This window comes from Ensifer sp. Root954 (assembly GCF_001429005.1).
Classification (GTDB): Bacteria; Pseudomonadota; Alphaproteobacteria; order Rhizobiales; family Rhizobiaceae; genus Ensifer; species Ensifer adhaerens.
Window position 1 is genome coordinate 137,369 of record NZ_LMJM01000022.1, and the last position, 17,615, is coordinate 154,983.

A 17,615-nucleotide genomic window follows, 5' to 3' on the forward strand; every position below is an offset into this window, starting at 1 on the left:
GGGATTTCCCGACGGCCGCGCCAGAAGTGGTGAACGTTCATGGATAGCCGCAGTCGCCTGCAGGACCTGATACCGAAGCTGGTGCTTGCCCCGAGCTTCCTCATCGTCCTGATCTTTGTCTATGGCTTTATTGCCTATACCGGCTTTCTGTCGATGACGGACAGCAAGATGCTGCCGTCCTACAATTTCGTCGGGTTAAGCAATTATTCGAAGCTGTGGGCGCTGCCGCACTGGTGGCGGGCGGTGAGCAACCTGGCGATCTTCGCCGCGCTCTATATCGCCATCTGCTCCGTGCTCGGCCTTGGGCTGGCAATCCTGCTCGACCAGAAGATCCGGGCCGAAGGCTTCCTGCGGCCGATCTACCTCTACCCGATGGCACTCTCGTTCATCGTGACCGGAACGGCCTGGAAGTGGTTCCTCGATCCCGGCATCGGCCTTGAGAACACCATGCACCTCTGGGGCTGGGAGAGCTTCTCGTTCAACTGGATCAAGGACCGCAACTACGCGATCTACTGCGTCGTCATTGCCGCGGTGTGGCAGTCGACCGGCTTCATCATGGCGATGTTCCTTGCGGGCCTTCGCGGCGTCGACAACGAGATCATCAAGGCAGCGCAGATCGACGGCGCCAAGACCTCGACGATCTATCGCCGGATCATCATTCCCCTGATGCGGCCGGTGTTTCTCTCCGCATTCGTGGTGCTCGCGCATCTGGCGATCAAGGCCTACGACCTGATCATCGCGCTCACGGGCGGCGGTCCCGGCCAGGCGACCGAACTGCCGGCGACCTTCATGTATTCCTACACCTTCACCCGCAACCAGATGGGCATCGGCGCGTCCTCGGCGATCATCATGCTGGTGATGATCTTCTCGATCATCGTTCCCTATCTCTATTCCGAAATCCGGGGAGCACGACGCTGATGAGCGCTCCGAGCCCAGACAACATCATTTCGCACAACCGCCTCACCCGCGCGTTGATCTACACCGCGCTGATCCTCTTTGCGCTCTATTCGCTGTTGCCGCTCTACGTCATGCTGGTGAACTCGGTGAAGCCGCTCGACGAGATCCGCCAGGGCGGCATGCTCAACCTGCCGCAGACCTTTACGGTCGAGCCGTGGCTTCAGGCCTGGTCGACGGCGCAGATCGGCGTGCAGCCGACCGGCCTGAAACCCTTCTTCATCAACTCGATCCTGATGGTCGTGCCGGCCGTAGCAATCTCGACGATCATCGGCGCACTCAATGGCTACGTGCTGACGAAGTGGCGCTTTCCCGGTGCCAACATCTTCTTCGGCATGCTGCTGCTCTCGTGCTTCATCCCGTTCCAGATCGTGCTGATCCCGATGGCACGCATCCTCGGCATCCTTGGGATAGCCGGTTCGATCTGGGGCCTGATCTTCGTCCATGTGATCTACGGCATCGGCTTCACGACGCTCTATTTCCGCAACTACTACGAGGCCTTCCCGACCGAGCTGGTGCGCGCAGCGCAGATCGACGGCGCCAGCTTCTTCCAGATCTTCTGGCGCATCCTGTTGCCGTCCTCCGGTCCGATCATCGTCGTCTCGGTCATCTGGCAGTTCACCAACATCTGGAACGACTTCCTGTTCGGCGCGTCCTTCTCAGGCCCCTATTCGACGCCGATGACGGTCGCGCTGAACAACCTCGTTTCGTCCTCGACAGGCGTCAAGGAATACAACGTCCACTTCGCGGGCGCGATCCTCGCCGCCCTGCCAACGCTCATCGTCTACATCGTGTCCGGCCGCTACTTCGTTCGCGGGCTGATGTCGGGCGCCGTGAAAGGATAAGCTCATGTCTTTCTTGAAAATCAGCAACCTGCGCAAATCCTATGGCTCGCTCGAGATCCTGAAGGATATCAACCTGGAGATCGAAGAAGGCGGCTTCCTGGTGCTGGTCGGCCCCTCGGGCTGCGGCAAGTCCACACTTCTCAACACCATTGCCGGTCTGGAGCCGATCACATCGGGCGAGATCGCCATCAACGGTCGCTCGGTTGCCGATCTGCATCCCTCGAAGCGCGACATCGCCATGGTGTTCCAGTCCTACGCGCTCTACCCGAACATGACGGTTGCCGGAAACATCGCCTTCGGCATGGAAATCCGCGGCGTGCCGAAGGAGGAGCGCGAAAAGGCGATCAAGCAGGTCTCGGAAATGCTGCAGATCGGCCATCTGCTCGATCGCAAGCCGAGCCAGCTCTCGGGCGGCCAGCGCCAGCGCGTCGCCATGGGCCGAGCGCTGGTGCGCAACCCGCAGGTCTTCCTGTTCGACGAGCCGCTCTCCAACCTCGACGCAAAGCTGCGCGTCGACATGCGCACCGAAATCAAGCGGCTGCACAACCGCATGAAGACGACGATCGTCTACGTGACCCACGACCAGATCGAGGCGATGACGCTGGCGACCAAGATCGCGGTGCTGAAGGACGGCGTGCTGCAGCAGTTCGGGACGCCGGCCGAGATCTACAACAACCCGGCCAACATGTTCGTCGCCGACTTCATGGGCTCGCCGGCGATGAACCTGCTGACGGCGCGGATCGAAAAGAGCGGCTCCGACATTGCGGTCACGCTGACGCGTCCGAATGCCGAGCCGCTGAAGCTTGCGGTGCCTCAGGCCAACGGCGCACTGTCTGCCTATGCCGGCAAGGACGTCGTCTTCGGCATCCGTCCGGAAGCGCTGACCGATCCTGATGGCGCCGACCGCAATGCCAAGGTGGTCGCCGAGGGCGAGTGCCTGATCGAGGTGGTCGAGCCGGCCGGCTCCGATACCTTTGCGGTCACCCGTCTCGGCGGCAAGGAAATCGTTGCCCGGCTCAGGGCCGACGCCCGCATCGCGCCCGGGCAGACCTCGCGCCTTGCCTTCAATCTCGACAAGGCGGTGTTCTTCGATCCGCAGAGCCAGCAGCGGATCGCGTAACCAACGATGCAGGAGCAGCCGGACATCGTCATTATCGGGTCGGGGATCGGCGGCTCCACGCTTGCGGCGGGGCTTGCCGGCTCCGGCGCCCGCATCGCCATCCTCGAGCGTGGCGACCGCCTGCCCGATACGCCGGAGGCGCGCAGCTACAGCTCGATCTTCGTCAAGGGCCACTTCCGCCCGAGGGAGATGTGGCGCGAACCCGACGGCACCGAGTTCAACCCCGGAAACTTCTACTTCGTCGGCGGCAATTCCAAGCTCTTCGGTGCGGTGCTCCTGCGCTACCGGGCCGAAGATTTCACCGAGATGCAGCATCTCGGCGGCGTTTCGCCGGCGTGGCCTTTTCCTTACGAGGAGCTGGAGCCCTGGTACGGCAAGGCCGAGCAGCTGTTCGAGGTGCGCGGCGAATTGGGCGACGACCCGACGGAGCCGTTCCACAGCTCGCCTTACACTTTCGGCCCGGTGCCGGACGAGCCGGCGATTGCGCGGGCCCGTGCAGAGCTGAAGGCGCAGGGGCTCAATCCGGCAACGCTGCCGCTCGGCGTCGACATCGACGCCTGGCTTGCCGGCGGGCGCACGCCCTGGGACGGGTTTCCGAACACCGGCAACGGCAAGATGGACGCTGAAACCGCATCGCTCGCTTCCGCACTGAAGGATCCCAATATCGAGCTGATCACCTCGGCGCATGTCGACACGCTGGAGGCGGGACCCGGCGGCCGGATCGAGGCGATCCACTACACCCACAGGGGCGAGAAGAAGAAGCTGTCGCCGAAGCTGGTAATCCTGTCGGCGGGCGCGATCAATTCGGCCGCCATCCTCTTGCGCTCCGGCGACGGCAAGGGGCTCGCCAACGCCTCCGACCAGGTCGGCCGCAACTTCATGAACCACAATTGCAGCGCCATGCTGGCAATCAACCCGTTCAAGCGCAACGACAGCATCTACCAGAAGACGCTGATGCTGAACGACTATTACCTCACCGGCGGCAGGGATGGCCTGCCGCTCGGCAACGTCCAGCTGCTCGGCAAGATCAACGGCGACATCCTCAAGGCCAATGCCCCCCTCTGGGCGCCGCGGTTTGCCTTCGATTTCATGGCCGGCCATGCGGTCGACTGGTACATGATGACGGAGGACCTGCCGAACCCGGAAAGCCGCATCATGGTCGACGGCAACGGCATCATCATGCAGTGGCGACGCTCGAACATGGAAGCGCTGTCCGGGCTCGAAACGAAAATGCGCGCGCATTTCAAGGCGGCCGGTTATCCGATCGTGCTGTCCCAGGCTTTCGACAAACGTACGCCGTCACACCAGTGCGGAACGGTGCGGATGGGCAAAGACCCGAAAGACGCACCGCTCGACACCTATTGCCGCGCCTTCGACCACCCGAACCTCTTCGTCGTCGACGCGAGCTTCCTGCCGACATCGGCGGCCGTCAATCCGGCGCTGACCGTTGCCGCTCAGGCGCTCAGGGTCGCCGACCATATCGCCACTAGGGAGTTTCGATCATGACGTCATCGACGCGCCCCGTCGCCATCGTCACCGGCGGCCGCCGCGGCATCGGTCTCGGCGTCGCCCGTGCGCTCGCCCGCGAGGGCTTCGATATTGCGCTCACCGGCCTCGGTGCGGCGGACGCGACGACCGCCCAGACGCTGTCGGAACTTTCCGGCGACCACGGCCGGGCGATCTACATCGAAGCGAACCTTGCCGATATCAGCGGCCATGCGGCGACTGTCGAGCGTGTTCGCGCGGAGCTCGGTCCGATCCGCTGCCTCGTCAACAATGCCGGCATCGCCTCGGTGATGCGGGGTGATTTCCTCGATCTGCTGCCGGAAAATTTCGACACGATCGTCGCCACCAACCTGCGGGGAACGGTATTCTTCACCCAGGCCGTGCTCGTCTCGATGCTGACGGATCCGGCTGATGTAGCACCGCGGTCGATCATCAACATCACCTCGGTTTCGGCAACGATGACGTCGCCCGAGCGGCTCGACTATTGCATGACCAAGGCCGGCCTTGCCGCCTTCAGCCAGGGGCTGGCGCTCAGGCTTGCCAATACCGGCATCTCGGTTTTCGAGATCCGGCCGGGTATCATCCGCTCCGACATGACCGCCGGCGTCTCGGCGAAATACGATGGCTTGATCGACGGCGGGTTGGTGCCGATGCGGCGCTGGGGCGAGCCCGATGACATAGGCAATATCGCGGCCGGCCTTGCCGGCGGCAAATTCGGCTTTGCCACCGGCTCGGTCATCCAGGCGGATGGCGGCCTGTCGATCGGCCGTCTCTAGGAAACGCGCAGGATTATTGAGGCTCGCAAGCGGGCAGGATTTGAATTGAACACGTCGAAAATTTGGAACGTTCCAAATTGGTGGCGGCGGAGGGAAGACAGGGAATGAGCTACGACTACATCATCACCGGCGCCGGCCCGGCCGGCTGCGTTCTCGCCAATCGCCTCTCCGAGGATCCATCGGTCCGTGTCCTTTTGCTGGAGGCCGGTGGCGGCGACTGGAATCCGCTGTTTCATATGCCGGCCGGTTTTGCCAAGATGACCAAGGGCGTTGCCAGCTGGGGCTGGGAGACCGTGCCGCAGAAGCACATGAAGGGCAGGGTGCTACGCTATACCCAGGCCAAGGTCATCGGTGGTGGCTCGTCGATCAATGCCCAGCTCTATACCCGCGGCAACGCCGCCGACTACGACCTCTGGGCGTCCGAAGACGGCTGCACCGGCTGGGACTATCGCAGCGTGCTTCCCTATTTCAAGCGCTCAGAAGACAACCAGCGCTTTGCCGACGACTATCACGCCTATGGCGGCCCGCTCGGTGTCTCGATGCCCACGGCGGCGCTGCCGATCTGCGACGCCTATATCCGCGCCGGTCAGGAACTAGGCATTCCCTACAATAATGATTTCAACGGTCGCCAGCAGGCGGGCGTCGGCTTCTATCAGCTCACCCAGCGCAATCGCCGCCGCTCGAGCGCATCGCTTGCCTATCTTTCGCCGATCAAGGATCGCCGCAATCTGACGGTTCGCACCGGCGCGCGCGTGGCGCGGATCGTGCTTGAGGGTACGCGTGCCGTCGGCGTCGAAGTCGTCACCGGCAAGGGCAGCGAGATCATCCGGGCGGAGCGCGAGGTGCTGGTAACTTCCGGCGCCATCGGTTCGCCCAAGCTCTTGTTGCAGTCCGGCATTGGGCCTGCCGATCACCTGAAATCGGTGGGTGTCGCGGTAAAACATGACCTACCGGGTGTCGGCGGCAACCTGCAGGATCACCTCGATCTCTTTGTCATTTCCGAATGCACCGGCGACCACACGTATGATGGCGTCGCAAAACTCCATCGTACGCTATGGGCCGGCCTGCAATATGTACTCTTCCGCTCGGGCCCGGTGGCGTCGTCGCTGTTTGAGACCGGTGGCTTCTGGTATGCCGATCCGAACGCCCGCTCGCCCGATATCCAGTTCCATCTCGGTCTCGGCTCGGGCATCGAGGCGGGCGTCGAAAAGCTGAAGAATGCCGGCGTGACGCTGAACTCCGCCTATCTGCATCCGCGCTCGCGCGGAACGGTGCGGCTTTCCTCCTCCGATCCGGCGGCAGCGCCGCTGATCGATCCCAACTACTGGGAGGATCCGCATGATCGCAGGATGTCCATCGAAGGCCTGAAGATCGCCCGCGAGATCATGCAGCAGGCGGCGCTAAAGCCCTTCGTGCTGGCGGAGCGCCTGCCGGGCAATTCGGTCGTCAGCGATGAGCAGTTCTTCGACTACGGCTGCGCCAACGCCAAGACCGACCATCACCCCGTCGGCACCTGCAAGATGGGCACGGACGCGATGGCGGTGGTCGGGCTCGATCTCAAGGTGCGTGGCCTTGAAGGCCTGCGCGTCTGCGACAGCTCGGTGATGCCGCGCGTTCCCTCTTGCAACACCAACGGGCCGACGATCATGATGGGGGAGAAGGGCGCCGACATCATCCGCGAGCGCCAGCCCCTGCCGCCGGCGATCTTCGCCCACGAACGCAACGACAGCCGCCCGCGCGCCCGCGCCGATATCCGTTGAGGTCCCCATGATCCGCCATTGTGTCTTCATTCGCTTCCGCCCCGAAATCTCCAGCGAGGAGAAGGCGGTGATCTTCGGGGAGATTGCCGCGCTGAAGGCCCGGCTACAGGGATTTCTTGCCGCCCATATCGGCGCCAATGTCAGCCCGGAAGTGGGCATGGACAAGGGCTTTGCCGAAGGCTTCATCGTCGACTTCACTGACGCGGCGGCGCGCGATGCCTATCTGGAAGACGAGGAGCACCGCAAGACCGGCGCCAAGATCGTTGCTGCGGCCGAGGGCGGCATTGCCGGCATCTTCGTCTACGATCTCGAAATCGCCGGCTGAGGGACGCCATGATCGATGCGCGCCTCTTCCTGACCCGGCTTTTCGAGGAAGCCGTTCGAGCCGCCGATCCTTATGAGGCGATCAAGGCGCATCTGCCCGCCCCGCCGAAAGGGCGGACGGTGGTCGTCGGCGCGGGCAAGGCGGCAAGCCAGATGGCCGCCGCCTTCGAGAAGCTCTGGAAGCATCCCTTCTCCGGAACGGTCGTCGCCCGTCATGGACCGATCGAACAGTGTGAGACGATCACTGTGCTGCAGTCGGCTCATCCGGTGCCGGATGAGGCGGGGCTTGCTGCCTCGGATGCCTTGCTGAAGGCCGTGGCCGGTTTGACGGCGGACGATCTGGTCATCGCGCTGATTTCCGGTGGCGGCTCGGCCCTGCTCCCGGCGCCGCCTGAGGGTTTGACGCTCGCCGACGAGATCGCCGTCAACAAGGCGCTGCTTGCCTCCGGCGCGCCGATCTCGGCTATGAACGTCGTTCGCAAGCACGTGTCGCGGATAAAGGGCGGGCGGCTCGCTGCAGCCGCCTTTCCGGCGCGTGTCGTTAGTCTGGTCGTTTCGGACGTACCCGGCGACAACCCGGCCTTCGTCGCTTCGGGGCCGACCGTTCCGGATCGCAGCATGGCGGCCGAGGCGCTGGAGATCGTTGCCCGCTATCGCATGGAACTTCCCGACCAGGTGGTGACGCATCTGCGCTCGGAGGCCGCTGCAGCGCCCGATCCGGACAATCCGCGGTTTGCCGCGCATGAGTGTCACGTCGTTGCTTCGGCAAGCGTTTCGCTCGAAGCGGCGGCGGCCAAGGCGCGCGAACTCGGCATCGAGGCGCATATACTCTCGGACGCGATCGAGGGTGAAGCGCGCGATATCGGTCGCATGCATGCAGCGCTTGCCCGCGAAGTGGCGCTGAGAGACCGGCCGTTCGGCAAGCCGGTCGTACTGCTTTCCGGTGGTGAGACGACGGTGACGATTTCGGGCAAGGACTACGGCAAGGGCGGGCGCAACAGCGAGTTCCTGTTGTCGCTGGCGCTCGATATCGACGGCGTGTCGGGGATCGATGCGCTTGCCGCCGATACGGACGGCATCGACGGCTCCGAAGACAATGCCGGTGCCTTTGCAAATGGGCAGAGCATTGCCCGCATGCGGGCGGCTGGCATCGATCCACGTCTACATCTTACCCGGCACGACGCCTGGTCGGCCTTTGACGTGAGCGGCGATCTCTTCGTGCCAGGACCGACCGGAACCAACGTCAACGATTTCCGGGCGCTGTTGATCCGTTAGGACGCGCCTCGCGCGTAGAGACGTTAGCCGGATTCAGGTGTGCAATCGAAACGCAGACGCCGCCGCCGAGATCTTCGGCGGCGGCGTTGCCTTGTCGTGCGTCGCTTGGGCTTACTTGGCGCGCTTCAGCGCATCGCCGAGGATCGAGACGATCTCGCCAAAATGTTTCTCTTCGGCGATCAGCGGCGGCGAGAAGGCGATGATGTCGCCGGTGACGCGGATCAGCAGGCCCTTCTCGAAGCAATCGACAAAGACGTCGTAGGCGCGGGCGCCAATTGCGCCGTCGCGCGACTGCAACTCGATGCCGGCGATCAGGCCGATCGTGCGGATGTCGATTACATGAGGCAGGCCCTTGAGCGAGTGCATGGCGTCGTGCCAGGCGTCCTGCAGCTCGACGGCGCGGGTCATGAGGCCCTCGTCGCGGTAGATGTCGAGCGTGGCGATACCGGCAGCGCAGGCGGCCGGATGGCCGGAATAGGTGTAGCCGTGGAAGAGCTCGATCGCGTTTTCGGGCCCATGCATCAGCGCGTCATGCACCTTGCGGCTGGCAAAGACCGCGCCCATCGGGATCGCACCGTTGGTGAGACCCTTGGCCGCCGTCACCATATCCGGGGTTACACCGAAGAAGTCGGTGGCAAAGGCGGCGCCGAGGCGGCCGAAGCCGGTGATGACTTCGTCGAAGATCAACAGGATGCCGTGCTTGTCGCAGATGGCGCGCAGACGCTCAAGATATCCCTTCGGCGGGATCAGCACGCCGGTTGAGCCGGCGACCGGCTCGACGATGCAGGCGGCGATGGTTTCGGCGCCATGCAGCGCCACCAGCCGCTCGAGATCGTCGGCAAGCTCGGCGCCGTGTTCCGGCTGGCCCTTGACGAAGGCGTTCTTCGCGGGGTCATGCGTGTGGCGCAGGTGGTCGGAGCCAGGAAGCTGCGGGAAGACGCGGCGGTTGTTGAGGATGCCACCGACCGAAATGCCGCCGAAGCCGACACCGTGATAGCCGCGTTCTCGGCCGATCAGGCGCGTGCGGGTGCCCTGGCCGATCGCGCGCTGATAGGCGATCGCCATCTTCAGGGCCGTGTCGACCGATTCAGAACCCGAACCGGTGAAGAAGACGCGGTCGAGCTTCTGGCCTTCCGGACCCGGCGCGATTTCGGCGAGGCGCTCGGCGAAGTCGAAAGCAATGGGATGGCCCATCTGGAAAGACGGGGCGAAATCCATGGTCGACAGCTGGCGCTCGACGGCCGAGGCGATCTGACGGCGGCCATGGCCAGCGTTGACGCACCAGAGCCCGGCGGTACCGTCGAGGATCGTGCGGCCATCGGTGCTGGTGTAGTGCATCCCTTCGGCGGACGCGAGCAGGCGCGGAGCCTGCTTGAACTGCCGGTTGGCGGTAAACGGCATCCAATAGCTGTCGAGAACGGGGGCGTTGGGTTTGGTGTGCTGGTTCATGGCATCCTCCTGAGTTCGGCGATTGACGCCATGATTTGATTTGCCAAACAAGTCCTTTTCTGATGTCAGTTAAGTCATTGAAATTTATTGTACCGTTGTAGCGTTTTTGCGCTATTTCGAACAACCTGAACACCAAGGGTTCGGATCATATGACCGTCGATATCGGAAACCGGCTTCGTCATCTCCGCCTGATGCACAATCTGTCGCAGCGCGAACTGGCCAAGCGCGCCGGCGTCACCAATTCGACGATCTCGCTGATCGAGTCGAACGCCTCCAATCCTTCCGTCGGTGCGCTGAAGCGTATTCTCGACGGCATTCCGATTGGGCTTGCGGAATTCTTCTCCTTCGAACCGGAACGACCGCGCAAGGCGTTCTATGCGGCGGAGGAACTGGTCGAGATCGGCAAGGGGCCGATTTCCTACCGGCAGATCGGCGAAAACCTCTTCGGCCGCAGCCTGCAGATCCTGAAAGAGGTCTATCAGCCGGGCGCCGACACAGGGAAGGTACCGCTGGTGCATGACGGCGAGGAAGGGGGCATCGTGTTGTCGGGCCGTATCGAGGTCACCGTCGACGATGAGCGGCGGATCCTGGGACCGGGGGATGCCTATTATTTTGAAAGCCGGCGGCCGCATCGTTTCCGCTGCGTCGGGCCGGTGCCTTGCGAAGTGATCAGCGCCTGCACGCCGCCGACGTTCTAGGAGCGGACGGCGCCGAGGCGCCGTCCGGAGTTCGTCAAGAAAGCCGAGCGCAGGCGTCGGCGATGCGCTTGAGCGCTTCCTTCAGTTCCGCTTCCGAGGTCGCATAGGAAATGCGGAAGAACGGCGAGAGACCGAAGGCCGAGCCCGGAACAACGGCGACATGGGCGTCGTCGAGCAGGTAGGCGCAGAAGTCCGTATCCGTTGCGATTGCCTTGCCCGAGGGCGTGACCTTGCCGAGCATGCCGGCGCAGCCGGAGAAGGTGTAGAAGGCACCTTCCGGGACGCGGCAATCGAGACCGTCGATGGCATTGAGGCCGGTAACGACGAGATCGCGGCGGCGCTGGAAGCTGGCGGTCCGTTCCTTCAGGAACTCCTGCGGACCAGTCAGCGCGGCAACCGAAGCGGCCTGGCTGACGGAGGAGGGGCAGGAGGTCGCCTGGCTCTGGACGACAGCCATCGCCTTGATCAGGTCGCGCGGACCGCCGGCATAGCCGATGCGCCAGCCGGTCATGGCATAGGCCTTGGAGACGCCGTTGACCGTGAGCGTGCGGTCCTTGAGGCGGGGCTCGAGCTGGGCCGGGGTGACGAAGCGGAAGCCGTCATAGACGATGTGCTCGTACATGTCGTCGACCAGCAGCCACACATGCGGATGCTTGAGGAGCACGTCGAGCAGCGGCCGGTAGTCGCTCGCGCTGTAGGCGGCACCCGACGGGTTCGAAGGCGAGTTTAAAAGCACCCAGCGCGTCTTCGGCGTGATTGCAGCCTCGAGCTTGTCGGCGGTCAGCCGGAAGCCGGAGGAGGCGTCGCAGGGGATCAGAACCGGCGTGCCTTCGCAGATCTGGACGATATCCGAATAGGAGGTCCAGTAGGGCGTCGGGATGACAACCTCGTCGCCCGGATTGATCGACGCCATCATGGCGTTGAACAGGATCTGCTTGGCGCCGGTCGAAACCGTGATCTCGTCCTGCTCGTAGGCAAGGCCGTTTTCACGCTGGAACTTTTCGCGGATCGCCTTCTTCAGTTCCGGCGTGCCGTCGAGGGCGGTGTACTTGGTGTCACCGCGCTTGATCGCCTCGCAGGCGGCGTCCTTGACGAAGTCGGGTGTGTCGAAATCCGGCTCGCCCGCACCGAGGATGATGACCGGCTTGCCTTCGCGCTTCATGGCCTGCGCGCGGGCGCCGATCTTCAGGATTTCGGACACTCCGATCGAGGAGATCCGCGAGGCGGGCTCAAAGCCCGCCTCCTTGACCGTTGCGTTGATGGTCATGGTCTCTACCTACCTGGGTGCGCCGATTATTCGATGTCGAACGACACGCCCTGCGCCAGCGGCAGAGCCTTCGAATAGTTCACCGTGTTCGTGGCGCGACGCATGTAGGCCTTCCACGAGTCCGAACCGGATTCGCGGCCGCCGCCGGTTTCCTTCTCACCGCCGAAGGCGCCACCGATTTCGGCGCCCGAGGTGCCGATGTTGACGTTGGCGATACCGCAATCCGAGCCATCGACGGCGAGGAAGCGCTCGGATTCCTGCATGTCGCGGGTGAAGATCGAGGACGACAGGCCGGCTGCGACTGCATTGTGATCGGCAACGACGGCGTCGAAGTCGCTGTACTTCATGACGTAGAGGATCGGCGCGAAGGTTTCTTCGAGAACCGGTCCGGCCTGCTTGGGCATTTCGACGAGAGCGGGCTTGGCGTAGTAGCCGTTGTCATAACCGAGCTCGACGCGCTCGCCGCCAGTGACGGTGCCGCCATGCGACTTGGCTTCAGCGATTGCCTTCTGCATGCCGTCGAAGGCAGCCTTGTCGACAAGCGGGCCGACGAGGGCGGTGGTTTCGAGCGGGTTACCGACGGAGACCGAACCGTAGGCCTTCTTCAGGCGCGGAACGAGCTGGTCGTAGACGCTTTCATGCACGAACAGGCGGCGCATGGTGGTGCAACGCTGGCCGGCGGTGCCCATGGCGCCGAAGGCGATGGCGCGCAGCGCCATGTCGAGATCGGCCGACGGGCAGACGATGCCGGCATTGTTGCCGCCGAGCTCGAGGATGGCGCGGGCAAAGCGCTTGGCGAGGCGCGGACCGACGTCGCGGCCCATGCGCGTCGAGCCGGTGGCCGATACGAGCGGAACCTTGGGGTTGTCGACGAGAACTTCACCGACGGTGCGGTCACCGATCAGGACCTGCGACAGGCCTTCCGGCGCATCGCCGAAGCGGGCGAGCGCGCGCTCGAAGATCGCCTGCGAGGCAAGCGCCGTGAGCGGGGTCTTTTCAGACGGCTTCCAGACGACGGAGTTGCCGCAGACGAGCGCCAGTGCGGTGTTCCACGACCAGACGGCGACCGGGAAGTTGAAGGCGGAGATAACGCCGACGACGCCGAGCGGGTGCCAGGTTTCCATCATGCGGTGGCCGGGACGCTCGGTGGCGATCGTCAGACCGTAGAGCTGGCGGGAAAGGCCGACTGCGAAATCGCAGATGTCGATCATTTCCTGCACTTCGCCGAGGCCTTCGGAGGTGATCTTGCCGGCTTCGATCGAAACCAGGCGGCCGAGGTCGGCCTTGAAGGCGCGCAGTTCTTCGCCGAGCAGGCGGATCAGTTCGCCGCGCTTCGGGGCGGGAACCAGGCGCCAGGCCTTGAAGGCTTCATGCGCCTGGTCGATCTTGGCGGCGGCTTCAGCGGCCGAAACCGTCTTGAGGGCCGCGATCTTCTCGCCGGTGACCGGGCTATAGGAAGGCATGTCGCCGCCGGTGTAGAGTTCCTTGGCGACGCCCATCTTTTCGAGAAGCGCGGCGGCTTCCTTGGTCACGTCGACTTTCTTGGTTGCGATGTTCATGGTCTGACTCCCGTTTTATTGGTTTAGATCATTCGTTGGAGCGAAATGTCGGCGGAAGACCGCACACACTTTCCTCATTCCGCTCTGGCCTATCCGAAACGCACACTGCCGAGCTTTCCCGGCGAGGTCAGCGTCTTCAGGCCCGCGGCCATGTCCTTGAGTTTGTCTGGTGTATAAAAGTCGTAATAGGCCTGATTGCGGCGGCCGATCGCATGTTCCGCGCTGAAGCTGCCGTGATATTCCTCGACGGCGACGGCGAAAACCCATTCGCGTAGCCGGGGTTCGAAAGTCTCGTCCTTGAGAAGGTCGCTGTTCTTCGGCACGACGAGGTTGAAGTGCACGCCACCGTCGCCGATATGGCCGAAATCGCAGACGGTCACGTCGGGGAATTTCGAGGGCATTTCGGCCTTCATATGGTCGCAGAAGGCCATGATGTCACCCCGGCGGAAGGAGACATCGAAGGCGATCAGCTTGCCCAGGTGCTTGACGCCCTCAGACAGCGCGTGGCGTAGGGCCCAGATTTCGTGCGGCGGACCGACGAAGGCGTCGGCGAGCGGTGCCTCGTCCATCTCCCAGATTTCGGCCAGCGCCGTTTCCAGCACGGCGTCGAGCGACTGTTCGCCTTCGCGCGGTGCCCAGGTGCGGCTGATCTCGGCGAGGATGACGTAGTCAGGGACTTGGCCAGCCTGGAACGGGTTTTTCAGCGACGGCACGTGGGCAAAGGCTGCCTTGACGGCATTGCTCGACATGCCCTCGAAGGCCGAAAGGTAGGCGCCGAGGCGTTCTTCCATGGCGCGCAGCAGCGGCATCACATGGGCGCCGCTCGCCGGAACCAGCAGTGCCGTTGCCGTCTGCTGCGGCAGGCGCTCGAGGTTGAGCACGCATTCGGTGACGATGCCGAAGGCGCCCGAGGTGCCGACGAAGATCTGCTTCCAGTCAACGCCGGTGTTGTTCTTGCGCAAGTCGCATTGCAGGTCGAGCACGGTGCCGTCCGCGTCGGCCAGCACCACCTTGAGGCCGAGCGTGTTTCGGCGCACGTCGCCGTATTTCAGGAAGCGTGAGCCGCCGGTATTGGTGGCGATCATGCCGCCGATGCGCGGGTCGGCGCCGAGATCGATCGGGAAGAACAGGCCGTGCTCTTCCAGCCGCCGGTTGAGATCGGACAGCCGGAAGCCGGCGTCGAGCCGAACCGAGCGGTTGTCGAGGTCGAGTTCGAAGCGTTTTGCCAGCCGGTCGAGGCTGAGGATGGCTTCGTCGCCCGACTGATCCGGCGTCGAGCCGGAGACGAGGCCGGTGTTGCCGGACTGCGGGATCAGCGCGATGCCGTTGGTGACGCAATAGGCGACAGCGGCGGAAACCTCTTCGGTCGTCGCCGGCCGCAGCACGAGCGGCGTCCGGCCGCGATCATAGCGCGCGCCGGTCTCGTAGGCTTCCAGGTCTTCCGGACGCGTGACGACACCCTTGTCTCCAAGGATGTCGGTGAGCGCGTCGATGTGCAGTTGCTCGATCATCAGGGAAGCATCATTCCGCAGCGATGGCGCCGGTCAAGGCCTGAATGCAGCTTTCGATCGAAGCCTGCTCGATACCGGCATAGTGATCGAACTCGTTGAGCACGGTCGCACCGAGATCGGCCTCGAAGCGCTTCTGGTTCGGGCTGGCGACGAAATCCTGCTGCGCCCCGTCGCCGAGGTTCGACTGGAAGATGCCCGCGGCGCTGACCGGCAGGAAGTCTTCATAGACGATCGCGTCGAACTGGACGAGGCCGGCGGCGATCAACGCTTCGATGTCGTGCTTGCCGGAGACGCCGGCCTTGCGGCCTTTTTCCGTCAGCGAATAGCTGAAGTAGCCGAGCCCGGCTTCGCGGATGCCTGCCCAGGTGTCCGGGAAAGGCTCGAAAGCCCCGGCAAGTGCCGCTTCGTATTCGCGCGCGTTGGAACCGTCGGCCGCCGGGCGGACGATCTTGCGCGAGGCGTCGAGCAGTTCGTCGTAAAGTGCGCGGCCCTTGGGTGTCAGCGCGATGCCGCGCTGTTCGATCTCGCCGAAGCGGGCGGTGTGCGAACCCTCCTTCCAGGTGCCGTCGGCATCCTTGAAGGAAACCGGCTCTTCGAGCGCCTTGAACGAGGTCTGGCGCAACAGGATCGGGCACTTGCGGGTCGGCGGGCCTTCGACGACAGCCTTCGGGGCAATCGCGTATTCCGGCATCAGCGCCTGTACCTTGTCGATGTCGAGCGTGCGCGGCGTCAGGTGGTTGATGTGGGGGCCTTTGAAGGAGACGACGTCGGCGATCAGGCGATGGGCGTCATGCAGGCGCTTGTACATGTCGGGGCTGACATTGGCCTTGTCGTGCCAACGAAATGTTTCGAGCACTTCCGAGACGAATCGCTCTGCATCCACCTTGTCGAGACCGCCGTCGCGCTCGGCCTTTTCCGTGAGTTCGACGGCGCCGGCGGTGAAGATCTGGCGCGCGGCCAGAATAACTTCGGCTTCGGCACGCAGCGCTTCATCGGCGATGAGGTCGAGACGGAGCAGCGAGGTGAAGACGCGGAACGGATTACGCTTCAACGCGGCGTCGCCGACCGGGCGGAAGGCGGTTGAATGCACGGGAACGCCAGCGGTCGAGAGATCGTAGTAGCCGACCGGGTACATGCCCATGACGGCAAAGACGCGGCGCATCATAGCGAGTTCGGCGGGGGTGCCGAGCCGAATCGCGCCGTGGCGCTCCTCGGAGATGCGGTCGAGCGAATCCGTCGCGTCGAGGCGCTCCTTCAGTTTGGGGTCGGCGGCGAGCGTATCGTCGTTGACCTTGGCGACCAGCTCCATCAGCGTGCCGTAGGCCGGCACCTCTTCGCGGTACATGACCGACATGGCTGCGGAAAAGGCCGAGCGGATGTCGTCGGCGGATACGAAACTATTCTCTTTCACTGGGGCTCGCCTCGCGCTATGGGTGAAGGACAAGGTCATTCTCATTTCGGATCATATCCGATCGAACTGGCCATTGATCGCGTTGCTTCTGACTATGTTGATGCGAGGGCGGAATGAAGTTGAGCCGAAGACTGGTTCCCGACGTGACGACGCTGCAGGCGTTCGAATGCGCCGCGCGACACGGCAGCTTCACGCAGGCCGCAGCCGAACTGAACCTCACGCAGAGCGCCGTCAGTCGCCAGATCAAGGATCTCGAAAACCAGCTCGGGGTGCTCCTGTTCGAGCGTGTGCGCCAGCGTGTGATCCTGTCGGATGCCGGGCAGAAGTTTCTGCCGGAGGTGCGCCGCCTGCTCAACCAAACCGAGGAACTGATGGTGCGGGCGATGGCGTCTGCCCGGGCGGATTCAACGCTCTCGATCGCGTCATTGCCGACTTTCGGCAGCCGCTGGCTGGTGCCGCGTCTCCCCGATTTCCTCAAGCGCCATCCGGACACGGTGATCAACATCGCCTCGCGCTCTGCGCCGTTCGATTTCGAGGAGCAGAATTTCGATCTGGCTATCCATTACGGGCAGCCGGTCTGGGCGCGCGCCACCTGCAGCTATCTCTGCAGTGAGATCATCGTGCCCGCCGCAAGTCCCGCCATGCTGGCAACCCATCCGGTTGCCTCCCCTGAAGATATCGTCACGGGGCCGATGCTCCATCTCGCCACAAGGCCAAAACTCTGGGCGCAATGGTTCGAGGCCAACGACATGGACGGGCGCGGCGCTTATCGCGGCAACCGTTTCGATCAGTTTTCCATGGTGATCGAGGCGGCGACCGCCGGGCTCGGCTTTGCTCTTTTGCCACGCTACCTGATCGAGCAGGAAATTGCCGCCGGCACGCTGCAGATCGTGCTCGACCGGCCGATGCAGACGGAAAACAGCTATTACCTCGCCGTGCCCGAGGGCAAGCTCGAAAACCCGATCAGCCTGGCGTTTCGCGAGTGGATCACCGAGCAGGTGGGCTGACCTGCGGTGCTTTTGTCGAAAATTCGTGGGAACCTTCCTCGCCCCATCACGTTTCGCCTCGTCTGCCACCCGCGATGAAGCTTGAAAGAGTGCATTTGAAAGAGTTGTATCGAAGTGCCACTGGGGGCGCGCACAGCGGCCGGTTCCGGCTTG

15 protein-coding genes are annotated in these 17,615 nt (G+C 63.6%); 10 read left to right on the forward strand and 5 right to left on the reverse strand.

Going from position 1 to position 17,615, the window contains the following annotated elements; translation table 11 throughout:
* The first annotated feature begins 39 nt into the window (after positions 1 to 39).
* From ASE71_RS12700 to ASE71_RS12735, 8 genes are all read left to right on the forward strand, one after another.
* A complete protein-coding gene (locus ASE71_RS12700; protein WP_060521497.1) occupies positions 40 to 918 on the forward strand; it encodes a carbohydrate ABC transporter permease in 879 nt (292 codons plus the stop codon).
* Complete coding sequence (locus tag ASE71_RS12705; protein WP_034803016.1) at positions 918 to 1,799, forward strand: carbohydrate ABC transporter permease; 882 nt, start codon at positions 918 to 920, stop codon at positions 1,797 to 1,799. The genes ASE71_RS12700 and ASE71_RS12705 overlap by 1 nt, the downstream gene beginning before the upstream one ends.
* 4 nt (positions 1,800 to 1,803) lie before the next feature.
* Positions 1,804 to 2,919: an ABC transporter ATP-binding protein gene (locus ASE71_RS12710; RefSeq protein WP_034803014.1), complete on the forward strand. Its 1,116-nt coding sequence runs from the start codon at positions 1,804 to 1,806 to the stop codon at positions 2,917 to 2,919.
* A 6-nt stretch (positions 2,920 to 2,925) separates the two neighbouring features.
* Positions 2,926 to 4,425: an FAD-dependent oxidoreductase gene (locus ASE71_RS12715; protein ID WP_060521496.1), complete on the forward strand. Its 1,500-nt coding sequence runs from the start codon at positions 2,926 to 2,928 to the stop codon at positions 4,423 to 4,425.
* Positions 4,422 to 5,201: a 3-ketoacyl-ACP reductase gene (locus ASE71_RS12720; protein ID WP_060521495.1), complete on the forward strand. Its 780-nt coding sequence runs from the start codon at positions 4,422 to 4,424 to the stop codon at positions 5,199 to 5,201. The genes ASE71_RS12715 and ASE71_RS12720 overlap by 4 nt, the downstream gene beginning before the upstream one ends.
* 104 nt (positions 5,202 to 5,305) lie before the next feature.
* The gene (locus tag ASE71_RS12725) at positions 5,306 to 6,961 is read left to right on the forward strand and encodes a GMC family oxidoreductase (protein ID WP_060521494.1); all 1,656 of its coding nucleotides are present in this window, start codon (positions 5,306 to 5,308) and stop codon (positions 6,959 to 6,961) included.
* A 7-nt stretch (positions 6,962 to 6,968) separates the two neighbouring features.
* A complete protein-coding gene (locus ASE71_RS12730; protein WP_034803002.1) occupies positions 6,969 to 7,286 on the forward strand; it encodes a Dabb family protein in 318 nt (105 codons plus the stop codon).
* Positions 7,287 to 7,294: 8 nt separating this feature from the next.
* Complete coding sequence (locus ASE71_RS12735; protein ID WP_034802999.1) at positions 7,295 to 8,560, forward strand: glycerate kinase; 1,266 nt, start codon at positions 7,295 to 7,297, stop codon at positions 8,558 to 8,560.
* A gap of 111 nt (positions 8,561 to 8,671) precedes the next feature.
* Here ASE71_RS12735 and ASE71_RS12740 read toward each other — a convergent pair whose 3' ends face one another.
* On the reverse strand, positions 8,672 to 10,009 hold the full coding sequence (locus tag ASE71_RS12740; protein ID WP_034802996.1) for an aspartate aminotransferase family protein: 1,338 nt from the start codon (positions 10,007 to 10,009) through the stop codon (positions 8,672 to 8,674).
* A gap of 149 nt (positions 10,010 to 10,158) precedes the next feature.
* Here ASE71_RS12740 and ASE71_RS12745 point away from each other — a divergent pair, with 149 nt between their 5' ends.
* Entirely contained in the window at positions 10,159 to 10,707 is a 549-nt protein-coding gene (locus tag ASE71_RS12745; RefSeq protein ID WP_060521493.1) for a cupin domain-containing protein, read from the forward strand.
* A gap of 34 nt (positions 10,708 to 10,741) precedes the next feature.
* Here the strand turns inward: ASE71_RS12745 and ASE71_RS12750 are convergent, their stop codons facing one another.
* The 4 genes from ASE71_RS12750 to ASE71_RS12765 all read right to left on the reverse strand — a co-directional run bounded on the left by ASE71_RS12750 (position 10,742) and on the right by ASE71_RS12765 (position 16,455).
* Positions 10,742 to 11,974 carry a pyridoxal phosphate-dependent aminotransferase gene (locus tag ASE71_RS12750; protein ID WP_060521492.1) on the reverse strand — a complete coding sequence of 411 codons (1,233 nt, stop codon included), beginning with the start codon at positions 11,972 to 11,974 and terminating at the stop codon, positions 10,742 to 10,744.
* Between the two features lie 26 nt (positions 11,975 to 12,000).
* A complete protein-coding gene (locus ASE71_RS12755; RefSeq protein ID WP_034802987.1) occupies positions 12,001 to 13,533 on the reverse strand; it encodes an aldehyde dehydrogenase family protein in 1,533 nt (510 codons plus the stop codon).
* Positions 13,534 to 13,622: 89 nt separating this feature from the next.
* Positions 13,623 to 15,044: an FAD-binding oxidoreductase gene (locus ASE71_RS12760; RefSeq protein WP_060521491.1), complete on the reverse strand. Its 1,422-nt coding sequence runs from the start codon at positions 15,042 to 15,044 to the stop codon at positions 13,623 to 13,625.
* A 10-nt stretch (positions 15,045 to 15,054) separates the two neighbouring features.
* Entirely contained in the window at positions 15,055 to 16,455 is a 1,401-nt protein-coding gene (locus tag ASE71_RS12765; RefSeq protein ID WP_082566527.1) for a VOC family protein, read from the reverse strand.
* Positions 16,456 to 16,568: 113 nt separating this feature from the next.
* Here ASE71_RS12765 and ASE71_RS12770 point away from each other — a divergent pair, with 113 nt between their 5' ends.
* Positions 16,569 to 17,462: a LysR family transcriptional regulator gene (locus ASE71_RS12770; RefSeq protein ID WP_034802979.1), complete on the forward strand. Its 894-nt coding sequence runs from the start codon at positions 16,569 to 16,571 to the stop codon at positions 17,460 to 17,462.
* Positions 17,463 to 17,615: the final 153 nt, after the last annotated feature.